At 61.7% G+C, this 12,262-nt stretch carries 11 protein-coding genes; 4 read left to right on the forward strand and 7 right to left on the reverse strand.

The features are described from left to right. Positions 1-205: 205 nt before the first annotated feature. Positions 206-1,621: a sulfatase gene (locus VGG64_01425; GenBank protein HEY1598231.1), complete on the reverse strand. Its 1,416-nt coding sequence runs from the start codon at positions 1,619-1,621 to the stop codon at positions 206-208. A 232-nt stretch (positions 1,622-1,853) separates the two neighbouring features. On the opposite strand from VGG64_01425, the gene VGG64_01430 reads away from it, so the two are divergent. Continuing rightward, on the forward strand, positions 1,854-2,330 hold the full coding sequence (locus VGG64_01430) for a flavin reductase family protein (protein ID HEY1598232.1): 477 nt from the start codon (positions 1,854-1,856) through the stop codon (positions 2,328-2,330). Between the two features lie 12 nt (positions 2,331-2,342). Here the strand turns inward: VGG64_01430 and VGG64_01435 are convergent, their stop codons facing one another. Next, positions 2,343-3,638 (reverse strand): Gfo/Idh/MocA family oxidoreductase, encoded by a 1,296-nt coding sequence (locus tag VGG64_01435; protein HEY1598233.1) that lies wholly within the window; start codon positions 3,636-3,638, stop codon positions 2,343-2,345. Positions 3,639-3,984: 346 nt separating this feature from the next. Here VGG64_01435 and VGG64_01440 point away from each other — a divergent pair, with 346 nt between their 5' ends. Further along, positions 3,985-5,073 (forward strand): DUF6666 family protein, encoded by a 1,089-nt coding sequence (locus VGG64_01440; GenBank protein ID HEY1598234.1) that lies wholly within the window; start codon positions 3,985-3,987, stop codon positions 5,071-5,073. Between the two features lie 21 nt (positions 5,074-5,094). Here VGG64_01440 and VGG64_01445 read toward each other — a convergent pair whose 3' ends face one another. The 5 genes from VGG64_01445 to VGG64_01465 all read right to left on the reverse strand — a co-directional run bounded on the left by VGG64_01445 (position 5,095) and on the right by VGG64_01465 (position 10,244). Beyond that, positions 5,095-6,078 carry a phosphoglycerate dehydrogenase gene (locus tag VGG64_01445; protein ID HEY1598235.1) on the reverse strand — a complete coding sequence of 328 codons (984 nt, stop codon included), beginning with the start codon at positions 6,076-6,078 and terminating at the stop codon, positions 5,095-5,097. Positions 6,079-6,481: 403 nt separating this feature from the next. Continuing rightward, positions 6,482-7,405 carry a hypothetical protein gene (locus VGG64_01450; GenBank protein HEY1598236.1) on the reverse strand — a complete coding sequence of 308 codons (924 nt, stop codon included), beginning with the start codon at positions 7,403-7,405 and terminating at the stop codon, positions 6,482-6,484. A gap of 65 nt (positions 7,406-7,470) precedes the next feature. Beyond that, complete coding sequence (locus VGG64_01455) at positions 7,471-8,454, reverse strand: hypothetical protein (GenBank protein HEY1598237.1); 984 nt, start codon at positions 8,452-8,454, stop codon at positions 7,471-7,473. A gap of 122 nt (positions 8,455-8,576) precedes the next feature. Beyond that, positions 8,577-9,275 carry an ABC transporter ATP-binding protein gene (locus tag VGG64_01460; protein HEY1598238.1) on the reverse strand — a complete coding sequence of 233 codons (699 nt, stop codon included), beginning with the start codon at positions 9,273-9,275 and terminating at the stop codon, positions 8,577-8,579. A 222-nt stretch (positions 9,276-9,497) separates the two neighbouring features. Beyond that, positions 9,498-10,244: a 4'-phosphopantetheinyl transferase superfamily protein gene (locus tag VGG64_01465; GenBank protein HEY1598239.1), complete on the reverse strand. Its 747-nt coding sequence runs from the start codon at positions 10,242-10,244 to the stop codon at positions 9,498-9,500. A gap of 293 nt (positions 10,245-10,537) precedes the next feature. Between VGG64_01465 and VGG64_01470 the strand changes: the two genes are divergently transcribed. Both VGG64_01470 and VGG64_01475 read left to right on the forward strand, forming a co-directional pair. Then, positions 10,538-11,590, forward strand: a complete 1,053-nt coding sequence (locus VGG64_01470) for a S49 family peptidase (GenBank protein ID HEY1598240.1) — start codon at positions 10,538-10,540, stop codon at positions 11,588-11,590. 382 nt (positions 11,591-11,972) lie between these two features. Next, the coding region (locus tag VGG64_01475; protein ID HEY1598241.1) for an ABC transporter permease at positions 11,973-12,262 on the forward strand (290 nt) is incomplete at its 3' end.

Raw genomic sequence — 12,262 nt, forward strand, 5'->3', positions numbered from 1 at the left:
CGGCTGGCGAGGACAGACTTGATCTAATTTCCACTTGCGGACTTAAGTTTCGGATCGATTGGTGTGTTCCGTAAAACCGTCAGAGTGGGTGGTCTGTAGACGACCAGATGCGGCTCAAGACTCCGCTCCGTTCTCTTAAGACATTGAGTGCCCCCAGAGCGTACTTCGCCCAGGACATTGGTCTTCCGCGCGCGTCGCGTCAGTTCTACTCAGTGTTGCGCAATAGCGCCTGGTGTTCTTTCACAACCTGGGCTTGGGCCGGATCGCGGGCCAGGTTGTGGAACTCGTGGGGGTCGTTGTCGTGATCGTACAGTTCCACGCCCTTGTGCCCTTCGTCCCACTCGGTATAGCGGTAACGTTCGCTGCGAACCGATCGGCCCATGGCATTTTCGCCGCGGCGCACCTGGGTATGGGCCCCTTTCTTCCACGGTTGCTGCGGATCGTCGAGCAGCGGGCGCAGGCTGCGCCCTTCGAGCCGCTCAGGGGCCGGCAATCCGCACAGATCGGCCAGCGTGGGATAGACGTCGATCGATTCCACCAGCCGCGGGCAACCCTGGCCGGCAGCTTTCATGCCCGGCGCCGCGATCACGATCGGCACCCTCGACGATTCTTCGAACAAGGTCATCTTCTGCCACAGCCCATGCTCGCCGAGATGGTAGCCGTGATCGCTCATGAAGACCACGATCGTGTTGTCGGTCAGGTGCAGTCGGTCGAGCGTGTCGAGCAGGCGGCCGACTTGGGCATCCATAAAGCTGATCGATGCCACGTAGGCCTCAATGGCCTGTTTTTGCAGTTCTGTGTTGATGCCATAGTTCGGCGTCTTCACGGTGATGGCTAGCGGCGGAATGTCGTCACGATCGTCCGTCGGCTCGTTGACCAACGCGATGTGTTCCAGCGGGTAAAGTCCGAAATATGACTTTGGCGCGACGTAGGGCGTGTGGGGCCGATAAAATCCTACGGCCAGAAAGAACGGCTCGGCCGCATGCTTCTCCAGCAGTTCGATGGCCGAGGTCGCGCCGCGACCGTCGGTTTGTTCGAGATCGGTGCCGTCGGCGGCCAACCACGACAGCGTGGCCCCAAAGCCCGTACCTGGCGTTATGGAAAAGATTTTGTCCTCGTCGTCCTTGTCCCGGCCGCGCGGATTGACCACCTCTTGCCATGACTGCGGATCGTCGAGCCCGCTGGTACCGATCCCTCCGGGCACGCCGTAGTGATAAAGTTTTCCGACCCGAGCCACGTAGTAACCATGTTTGCGGAACAGCTCGGGCAAGGTGACGACGTCGGGAATGTTCTTACGAAAGTGAACCTGGTTGTCGAGCACGCCGGTGGTATCAGGTCGCAGGCCGGTAAGGAATGATGCTCGGCTGGGGTTGCACAAGGGAAACTGGCAATAGGCGCGATCGAAGCGCATACCTCGCACGGCCAGGCGGTCGATGTTGGGCGTCTTCACCTGCGGATCGCCATAGCAGCCCAAGCGATTGTTCAGGTCGTCGGATGCGATGAACAGGACGTTACGCTTCTTCGCCGGCGTGTCGGCGGCGTTGGCCTGCGGCACGACGTGATGCGCCGTGAACATGACGAGACAGGAAGCCAGGATGCAGGAGGGCGAAAGGCGAATCATATGGGTTGCTTCTGAATGCCAAGAATTACGGATCATCGCCAACGGACGGCGCGAAAACGACGGCGACCAGCTAGAGCACAGACCGGTCGCGTTGCGCCGTTTATACTCGCCAAGAAATCGTCACGCCAGCAGCGCGCACCCGCGCACGCTTGCTTGACGCTCGGGCGGTTGACTTCTATGGTGACGGGCGATTCGCGGGAATGGCCGCTGCATATCAAGCCGGGAGATTCTTGTGCCGTTTGATTCGAAGCTGCAACGAACGATCATGGGACGTTTCGCCACGGGGGTCACCGTTGTGACGACGGGGCGCGAAGGGGATTTTAGCGGGCTGACAGCCAATGCCGTGGCCTCGCTGTCACTGACGCCTCCCTTGGTGCTCGTGGCCGTCGAGCGTAGCGCTCACTCGCACGAATATCTGCTGCGGCATCGTAATTTTGCCATGAACATCCTGGCTGCCACGCAGGAGCACCTGTCGCAGCGGTTTGCCACCCGCGGCCCCAAGGTATTTGCCGACTTGGAGTTCGTAACCGGCGCCTCGGGCGCACCGATCCTGGCGGGCACGCTGGGTTATGTCGATTGCCAGGTAACCGAGATCCTGCCCGGTGGAGACCACGACATTTTCGTGGGCGAAATTCTGACCGGCGAAGCGCACGACGGGGCGCCGCTGTTGTATTTCGCCGGAAAATATCGCGCCCTGGCCGAAGGCTAGGACCCCGCCAAGCTAAACCGCCACGACCTGTTCTTTGGCGGCATCCCACAGCATGACTTTGGTCTCGCGGTAGGCGTCTTCGCCCAGCTTGATGGCGACCATCAGCGCACAGCCTAGCTCGGCATTGCAGGCCAACTCGGCCTGGCCGCGCACGGCATCGATGAAGTTCCCCACGTGATCGCGGCGTGGCTCGTTGGGGATCGTGACTTCCATCTGCCCGCCATTGGCCGCGGAGAACTCTTGCTTCCAAGTGGGTTGCCCGCGCAGCTTCAAGCCGCCACCGAATTCGATGGTGCCGTGCTGGCCACGAATGATGCGCGGAATGCCATTGTCGTTGGTCATCACGCTGGCCAGGAACACGGTGTGCTCGCTGGGGTACTCGATCAGCATGAAGTGGCTGTCGGGAATATCCCGTCCGTCTTTCTCTATGTACTGACCACCGCCAGCCACGACTTTTTTTGGGTATTCACCCTGGGGTCCAGAGATGGCCAAGACCAACGGCGCCAGTGCGTGATACAGCAGATCGGTAGCTACGCCGCCGTTGTACGCCCAATACTTGCGAAAGCGGAAGAAGTGATCGGGGTTCCAAGGAATCTTGGCGGCCAGTCCGAATTCGTGTCCCAGCCACATGTCCCAGTCGATATGGTTTTCGCCCTGCTTGTCGGGGCCGGCATCGGCGTCGATGGGCCAGTTGAACTGCCCTTCGCGACTATTGCGGCAGTAGCCATTCTGCGACCATACGACCTTGCCGATGCGGCCGTCGGCAATCGCCTTGCGCGCGGCCCAAGCCTCGGGCTCAGAGGCGTATTGCGTGCCGACTTGCAGCTTGCGATTGAGCCGCTTGGCGGCGTCGCGCACGGCGATCGCTTGTGGAATCGTCAGCGTCATCGGCTTTTGCAGGTACACATCCTTGCCGGCCTCCATGGCGTCGATCGCTTGCTTGGAATGCCAGTGATCGGGGGTGGCGATGATCACGGCGTCGATATCCTTGCGATCGAGCAGCCGGCGATAGTCGTTGTAGCCTTCGCCGCCAGTGCGTTCACGATTTTGATTTACGCGCTTCTGGAAGACATCGCACACGGCTACGCAACGGAGGTTGTCGCGGTCGGCTCGACCGACGAGATCCCCGACATGCCCAGAGCCCATGCCGCCGACCCCGATGACGCCGAAATTGATACGGTCGTTGGCACCCAAGGCGTTGGCAGCCGCCGGCGCCCGGGCCAGGCCAGTGCCAATCACGGCTCCCGCGGCCGTGCTCGCGGCGACAAAATCACGACGTGAGAGACGCGACAATCGGTGATCCCTCATGGGTTTCCCTCGTTTGTACGGATGTGCGAAAAGTTGCGTCCCGCCCGCGCGGTGCGGAGCCGGTGCGATTCTAGATGCGGGTACCTCACGATGCAAATTCGCGTGTTACCGGGTGTTTTTCCGTACAGCCGCTCAAAACGCCGATCGCGCTCGATGTTCTCGGCCGCCGGGTTCCGCCGATCGGCGCTGAACGGTCTTTTTGCAATCCCTAGGGCTGCAGGGCCGACAAAACTGTCATAACCGCGCATGTTTTGATCTGCCATCAGGAAGCAGGGCCTTTCGTCGATAGCGACAGTGCCAGCGCAAGTGCGCATATTCACGAGGCAACCATGACGGAGCTTCAGGGATGGTCGCCTGCGTAATTGCCTTCTTGCACGCGGCGCCGCAGGTCGTTAGCCGCGCAGCCTGGGCCCTTCTGCTGACCTCCGCGATTGTCCTCGGCGCGTCGGATCTGTCGGCCGAGAGTACCGATCCGTCGATGGCGCGACTGCCTCCGGTATGGTCCACCGTCCCCCCAGTTGCACCCGTTGCGCGCTCGCTTTCGGGCAACGACGACCCCTTGCTGGACGAGTTCGACAAGCCGGTCGACTTCGTGCCGGCCAGCGGCGCCTGCGATGAAATTCTCGTACCGAAATACCGGCTGCTCGATCCGCTGTCGGTCTTCATGGGTTTGGATGGTTCGAAGCAGCCGCAAGATTTTGGCATTAACGCACAATTCGGCGGTCGTGCCGCGGTGAACTGGGCCGTGCCGCTGATCGAATCGCTCGGCATCGGCGCGCAGATTGGCACTGCCATTGATGCCACCGGCGACGCCGTGCAAGTTCAGCAGCGCATCTTAGGTTCCACAGGCCGCACGCAGAGCTATACCACTGTAGGCGTGTTCCAACGCACCGAGATGGGCCTTTTTTGGGGCCTGGCCTATGACTTCTTGCGGGAAGATTACTACGACAACTTCAGTCTTGGGCAATGGCGATTCAACGTCGGATACATGATCTCGCCGCGCAGCACGATTGGTGTCTGGTCCACAATTAGCGCCCAGAGCGATTCCGGCACCTTTGGTGCGACGCCGGTCACGCTGGTTCCCATCTCGCAAACCAACGCTTACTACAAGTACGTGTGGCCCAACGCGGTGCAGACCACGTTCTGGGGTGGGTTGGCCAACGAGCATGGCCAGGTGAACGCCGTCCTCGGCGATTTGCGCGAGCTGCACAACACGTTTGTGTTTGGCGCCGAACTGCAAATTCCGCTCACAGACCGGCTGGCGATCTTTGGCCAGGCAAACTTTATCACGCCGGCTAGCTCGGGCACGGTCGATTCGTACCTAGGCTTCGTCTATTTCCCGCACGGCGGGGCGCGGCGCGTAGTGCAGTCTTCGTTCGCACCGCTACAGACCGTGGCGGCGCCGACGAACTTTGCGGTCGACTTGCGGCGCTAAAGACTTAGCCCGCAGCGACGCTTACCACTTGAAGCCAGGGCGAAGCTGCTCGTTGACGATACAGCCGTCGGGCCACTGTCCGGCGGCCAGTTTCACCAGGCATTCGGCGGCCAGGCAGGCCATGGCTTCGCCCGATTCTTCGTCCAGCCCGCCCATGTGCGGCGCCATGACGACGTTGTCGAACTTGAGAAGCGGGCTCGTCAGCGGCAGCGGCTCGACCTTGAAGACATCCAGGCCGGCACCTGCAAGATGCCCGCTGGCCAGGGCCTCGGCCAATGCGTCTTCGTCGACCAGTCCACCGCGGGCGGTATTGATTAACACCGAGCCACGACGCATCAGGCCCAACGTGCGGCGATTCACCAGGTCGCGCGTGTCGGCTGTCGCCGGCAGATGCAAACTGACGATGTCGCTCTGGGCGAACACGTCGTCCAACGAGCACAGTTCGACGCCATGCAGGGCCGTAAAGTCGCGGTCTGCAAACGGATCGTGCGCGATCACGCGCAAACCCAGACCCACAGCGCGAGGAACCACGGCGCGGCCGATGCGCCCCAAGCCCAGCAGCCCAATCGTCTTGCCGGCCAGCCGCCACAAGGGGCGGCGCGACCATTCTCCACGGTGTACCTCGGCATCGCGGCGGGAGACATCGCGGTAGACTCCAAACAGCAGCGCCAATGTCTGTTCGGCCACCGAATGCTCATTCGTGCCGGGGGTGATCGCCACGGCGATTCCCAGTTCGTTGGCGGTCGGCATGTCGACGGCGTCGTAGCCGACTCCGGCCCGTGCGATCGCCCGCAGCTTGGAAGCCTTGAGAACTTCCGGAGTATATGGCTCCGAACCGGCCAACACGCCCGAGACGCCTTCCAGGTGCTTGATCAACGCTGCGCCGCGCAAATCGGGCTCGGCGACCGTGGGAAACGTGACTTCAAACCCGGCCCGCTCGATGATGTCGCGAAACTTGCCTCGAGTGTCCTTGAGCAGATACGGAGTGACCAAGATGCGCGGCATGGCAATTTCGCAGGGGGGGTGAATGAGCGGCGAGACCAGCAAATCGGCAGAGCGCGATTGTTCTACCCCGAGGCCTGGGGAACTTCAAGGCGGGTGGCCGCTGGTGGAGCGAAGTTCCAATTCGCAGACCAGTGTTTTTCAGATCAAGAATCTTGTTGACGAGAATAGCAACCGGCCGACGTCGACGGTTGGGGCAGCCCCGGGCCTTGGGGTTGGCGTTTCGCAGGCCGCCGGCTCGGACAGGTTCCCTCGCTAGCACGATGGCTTTCGTCTGCAGTTTTCAATCAGCAAAAAGATGCGAGCGCAAGGAACAACAATATCCCCTCAACGGCGATAAATCCAAGGAGCGTCGAAAGTGGCGTGCAGCGGCAACCGCTGGCGAAATCTGCACGTCCGCGTGTAACTATCTCGTGCTTGAATCTTCCGCCAGTTTGCGGCGGAAAGAGCGGACGTTGTCCTGGACCACTAAAGGCAACTTCGAGCGCAGCAAATTCTTGCCGTCGAACCAGGCCTCTGGCTCGGCGAAGGCGATATGGCATTCCACGAACAGCGCGCCGGCCGGCTGGTGGAGTTGGGTGATCTTCATGTATCCCCCTAGCCCAGAATAAGGTTTCGCCGCTCCCTCGGTCAGCTTGCCGCTTTTGTCGCGCAGCAGCGGGCTCCAGGTATTGGAGAATTCCTGGTCTTTGTTGAATCGCTCGTCGAGTTTAATTCGTGCGACGATTGACTCGGGCCGTTTTTCGCGCACCGCGAAGCCGACGCCGCGCAACTGCACCCGATTCAAGATGGGCACGTTGACCAGCAGGTAACTCTCCTCGCGCTCGGCGGTTTTTTCTGGTGCCAGATCGCGGGCCTGCAACTCGGCTGCCGTTAGTGCGCGTGCAGTTGTGTGATCGGAATCGTTGCCGCTCGCGGCCTGGGCGCCTGCCAACGCGCCGAACAAGTCCTGCCGGATGATCGCTTCGAGCGTACCGTAAGCGACGAAACAAAAGTCGAGGCGCTGCCCATGCCGCGCGCCGCTGGCGTCTTCGATCGAATTCATCTCCAGGTCGAAGGGCGAGACGATCGCATTGCGCATAAACCGATCGAGCGGATACTTGCCCGCCGCGCGCCGCAGAGCCTCTTGCTGCGCAGCGCCGTCCAGATCATCGGGCATCTGGGCCGTGGGGAGCGCCACGGTCTCGCCCGAGGGGAATGTAATACCGTGGCTGGAAAGATCTTGGACCAGGTCGCCCGCAGGCGGCGCCGCGTGGATGACGGCATTCCCGCACAAGAGCGCAAGCCCGAGCGCCGCCAACCGAGCCGTAGTGCGAATTCGGCAAATCATAGGAGCCGGTTCCGTCTGCGCATCGCGCAGCATGCACGTTTCTTAGAAGTCATGTTTCGTTGAAGTCACTTCGCGACGGTAGCTGCCGTGGCGCTGCGCAACAGTCGCTCTAGACCCAGACAATCGTCTGCGGTTTGCAAGGTGCTCTCTACCCCACGCTGCAGCTGAGGACTCATGGCCAGGTCGTCTCCCGGAGGCAAGTCGACCAGGGCAAACGCCTCTTGCGACGGCAGCCCAAAGGTAAACAGCCCGGCGTCCACGTACAGCTTACGATCTTCTTTTGCGCCGGTGACCAGGCGGCGAACTTTTCCGTCAACCAGGTGATATTGGCCTGCGTCGTCGCGCTCGAGCGCCCAGACAAATGTTTGCAGTTTTCCGTCGGTGGGAGAAACCAGCACGGCGTGGCGATGGATCACATGCTGGTTGCGGCCCGCGATACGTTGGATCGCGGTGGCGTCGAACACCACCATGGTTGGCGTGCGGGCCACTTGCAGCGCCTGATCAAGACTGGCCTCGTTACCGGCGAGAGAGCTGCGTTCGACAAAGCCCAGCTTGGGGCCGAATTGGCCGAGCGTCTTGGTCGAGACGATCATCTCGCGCCCTTTGGTCTCGGTAGCGAGGCCGACGGCGACACGAGTCAAGCGATAATGCGCCGGCTTGATGGAAGGATCAGGCACAACATCGGCCAAGATGGTTAGATGGAATAGCGACACAAGCCGCGACAATGAAGACGGGACCTTGGCGATATCCCCCTCGGTCACGCGTGGCACGCTGTGCAACACGATGCGTGTGCCGCCGGCCGGCTTCGGAGGAATCACCGTGCCAGGTTCGATGCGCGGCAGCTCGTGCGGTCGCACGTCTACCGATTCATTCGCAGGCGCCCGCTTGGCAACGGTGTCACTCACCGGCAAGACCGTGAGCGTGCTGCGACGTACGTCGGCAAGCGGCTGCGTCATGTGCTTCCAAAACACATAAGCACCAGACACCGTCAGAGCGACGATCAGCACCGGCAGGCCGGCGAGCAGCAATTTGACGCGGGTCGCACGCATACGTTGATGATCCGGCGGGTTGCGATCGGCGCGCCTGTCAGACACGGACGTCGCACTTGCAAGAGAACCTACGGCGTGGATCGTACATCCATGACATGATCCAGTGCTAGTGCGACGAGTTGCTAGCGGCACTCGTCCGACTCGATTCGACCATCGCGGATGCGGATCAGACGCTCGGCGCCTTCGGCCACCACGGCATCGTGCGTGACCAAGACAATCGTCATGCCCATGCGGCCGTGCAGGTCGCGAAACAGCCCCATGATATCTTGGCCGGTTTTAGTGTCGAGGCTGCCGGTGGGTTCATCGGTCAACAACAGGATTGGATCGTTCGCCAAGGAGCGCGCGATAGCCACGCGCTGGCGTTCGCCGACGGACATGCTGTGCGGCAGGTGATGTGCGCGATGCGCGATGCCCGCCTGGGCTAGCAACTCGGCAGCTTTACGCGCGCGATCGCGCGGCGCGAGGCGGCCCTCGAACATCGGCACCTGCACGTTCTCGAGCGCAGTGAGCATCGGGAGCAAATGAAACGACTGAAAAACGAAGCCGATTTTTTCGGCCCGCACACGGTCGGTGTGCCGCATGCGGCTGACCGGCTGACTCTCGAAATAGACTTCGCCCGAAGTGGGTGTATCGAGCAGTCCCAGGATCTGCAGCAGGGTCGATTTGCCGCTGCCACTGGGACCCATGATGGCGGTGAATTCTCCACGGCCGATCGACAGGTTCACGTCGGCCAGCGCCGTGACGTTACCATCCGGGTGTACCTTGGTGAGACGCTCGGCTCGCAGCAGGATGTCGGTCTTGGCGGCTGAGGAGTGGATCATGGAATCTTGCGGGCACGGCACCCACGCGTTGGCCGCGATAGCGTTCGGTTCGATGGCAAGCTGCTGGACCATAATTATTCAGAGGCTGCGGCGGGCGACAACTGTCGATCCCAACCCCTCGGGTGCTGCACGACTGCGAAACTACGCAACGACGCTCCTGTGAAACCGGGAAAGTTTAGGACGAGACTTACGCAAGTCAAAGCGTCCTGGCGGCCGAGCAATTCAGTGGTCACCCCCGGTCCAGAACTCGATTTCGAGCGGGGTGCCTGAAAGACAGAGCGCACCGCGGTAGCCATCTAGCGGAAACAGATCGCGCACGGACCAGACTGTGTTGGGCCGGGCTGGGATTTGGACAGAGTGCCAGGCCGCGCCATCGGCGGCTGCGGAGCTGACATCGAACTCGGTCAAGGGCATGGCCAGTCCGGTGCCTACGGCCTTGATAACCGCCTCTTTGCGAGTCCAGAGGCGAAAAAACGAACTCAGGATTTTTCCCTCCGCGTCGGCAGCGACCAGCAAGCGAGATTCTTCCGGCGTGAAATGCTTGCGCCCGATCGCCAATGCTTGCGGTACATCGCGCACGAATTCGATATCGATTCCCAGCTCGCGCCCGCGGCAAAAGACGTACAACGCAAAATCGCCGCGGTGCGAGACGTTGAAGTCGATCTCGGCGGCCGCGGCGGGAGCCTCGACCGCCGGCTTTCCGCGCTCGCCGTAACGAAACACGATCTCTTCGGGAGCGACGTGGGCATACGCGCCCAACAATCGACGGAGCGTGGCGCGGGCCGCGATATAACGCTCGCGATGGTGGTCGAAATGGAATCGTTCGGCACGGCTGCGCTCGTCGGCCGCGAGCACCGAAACCATTTCTGATAGCGCCGACGAATCCGGGGCAATGCCGGCCCGCCACACGTGTGCCACCGCCGGCACCAAGCGGGGATGTTCTCGGGGAGAGTTGTAGATTTCGGCCATGGCGCAGCATCCATCGCGGACTTCGTGCCCCCGTCGCTTGCGCTTCGGGAAAGTAGCGAGGCCCGGTGCAGCCTGCGAACATTGAGCGGCAAACTCTTCACGATCGGCACAGATTAGCACAACTGAGCCGGGCGCGCGCCCTATGCCCCGCGATCACGACTGTGCGAAAGCCCGCCGGCTATTGTAGGGTGTCGCGGGGGACCGATACGAACAAAGGCTCAGTTTGCGCCGTGTTCGAACGCGGGGACGGATCCCCCTGCAGGCGCCCGATGTCACGCCAGGGATGGTTATCGATGGACAGGCGCCGCGCGTGGTGCAGTTCGCCCTGGGCGATTCGCTGTTTTCTGCTGCTGGCGCTAGCGAGCGGTTGCAAGAATCCGCTGCAGGTGGCGACCAACAACCGTGTCGTGGTTGCCATGCCCAGCAATCGCAGCCAGCAAGCGCTGGCGGCGATCCCCGTTACCCCGAGGCAAGGTGGTGACGAACGGCGCATCGCGATCGTGGACGTCGATGGCCTGCTAGTGAATCAGGCGATGACGGGTCTGTTTAGCGAAGGAGAAAATCCCGTCGCATTGTTTCGCGAGAAGCTCGATCGCATTGCCAATTCGCAGTGCTGGGCCGGCGTAGTGCTGCGGATCAACAGCCCGGGTGGCGGCGTGACGGCATGCGACGTCTTGCGGCACGATTTGCAGGAATTCAAGGCCCACACGCGATTGCCGGTGATCGCCTGCCTGATGGATGTCGGCGCGGGGGGGGCATATTACCTGGCCACGGCCACGGATCACATCATCGCGCACCCCACTTCGATCACCGGCGGCATCGGAGTTATTCTCAATCTATATAACCTTGAAGACACCATGGGCATGTTCAACGCCGTCGGCACGCCGATCAAGGCGGGTGAAAATATCGACCTTGGAACGCCGATCACGACGCAAAGCGAGGCCAGCCGCGAAATTCTGCAACGCATGGCCAACGAGTTCCACGATCGTTTTCGCCATATCGTGATCGAGGCGCGGCCACGGTTGGGTACGGCCCCACCCGAGGTCTTTGACGGGCGCGTCTTTACGGCCCACCAGGCGATGCAACTGGGTTTGGTGGATTCGATCGGATACCTGGACGAGGCGGCCGAGATGGTGCGGCAAATGAGCAACGCGCCGGGCGCCTCGCTGGTGCTCTTGCACCGCCCCAGCGATGGAGCCCGCACCCCCTACGACGTGACGGCGAATGTGCCGATGCAAGGGAGCTTGCTGCCCGTGAGCGTTCCTGGGATCGAACGGGCGCGGCTGCCGACGTTTTTGTACCTGTGGCAGCCTGAGCCGACCATGGAAAAGCTTAGCGGCAAATAGAACCACGAGTTGCCAGTGATTTGGTGCGGGGCTGCGACTCTGATACCGCGTTACGGCAGCTTCGCGTCCCCGCTTCGTTGTTTTCTAACGCCTGCGCGCGCCAGGTTGGGTCAGGGAGCGGCTCATCTGCCGGTCATTCGATCGGCAGGCCCGGCTGCTGAAGAAGCCGGATGTGCCGGCTCTGCGGGTGATTCTTTGCCCCGCTGTGCCCCCTGTTCTCGGCGAAATCCGTAGGAACACTAGGGTCCCCACCTCCCCAGCGGAATCGGGGCCATGGGCGGGACATTTCCTGAATCGACCGCCGAGGTGCGTCCGATCTTGCCAAACGTATAGTCTACGGAAGCTGCGGGGACAGTATCGACCAATTAGCCGTGCGCCGCCGATGCGATTGATCACGCTGGTTTACCGAAATATTACGCGTCGCCGCATTCGCTCGGCATTGACCGTCAGCGGCATGGCCGTGGCCGTGGCGGCTGTCGTGGCGCTGGTGGGCATTGCCGACGGATTCCAACGCTCGATGCTGGACATGTATCAGTCGCACGGCGTCGACATCGTCGTGGTTCGGGCACGCGTGGCCGATCGCATGACCAGTGAGCTCGATCAATCGATTGGCGGCAAGATTGCCGCGATTCCGCCGGTTTCGACCGTCGAGCCTGTATTGCTGGACGTCGT

The sequence above is a fragment of the Pirellulales bacterium genome, assembly GCA_036490175.1.
Lineage (GTDB): Bacteria > Planctomycetota > Planctomycetia > Pirellulales > JACPPG01 > JACPPG01.

What these genes read in the sequence shown, in the direction of transcription:
- VGG64_01440 (HEY1598234.1), top strand. Translation starts at nt 3,985, where the DNA reads ATGGTCGCCTGCGTAATTGCCTTCTTGCACGCGGCGCCGCAGGTCGTT.
- VGG64_01470 (HEY1598240.1), top strand. Translation starts at nt 10,538, where the DNA reads ATGGACAGGCGCCGCGCGTGGTGCAGTTCGCCCTGGGCGATTCGCTGT.
- VGG64_01445 (HEY1598235.1), bottom strand. Translation starts at nt 6,078, where the DNA reads ATGCCGCGCATCTTGGTCACTCCGTATCTGCTCAAGGACACTCGAGGC.
- VGG64_01450 (HEY1598236.1), bottom strand. Translation starts at nt 7,405, where the DNA reads ATGATTTGCCGAATTCGCACTACGGCTCGGTTGGCGGCGCTCGGGCTT.
- VGG64_01455 (HEY1598237.1), bottom strand. Translation starts at nt 8,454, where the DNA reads ATGCGTGCGACCCGCGTCAAATTGCTGCTCGCCGGCCTGCCGGTGCTG.
- VGG64_01435 (HEY1598233.1), bottom strand. Translation starts at nt 3,638, where the DNA reads ATGAGGGATCACCGATTGTCGCGTCTCTCACGTCGTGATTTTGTCGCC.
- VGG64_01425 (HEY1598231.1), bottom strand. Translation starts at nt 1,621, where the DNA reads ATGATTCGCCTTTCGCCCTCCTGCATCCTGGCTTCCTGTCTCGTCATG.
- VGG64_01460 (HEY1598238.1), bottom strand. Translation starts at nt 9,275, where the DNA reads ATGATCCACTCCTCAGCCGCCAAGACCGACATCCTGCTGCGAGCCGAG.
- VGG64_01465 (HEY1598239.1), bottom strand. Translation starts at nt 10,244, where the DNA reads ATGGCCGAAATCTACAACTCTCCCCGAGAACATCCCCGCTTGGTGCCG.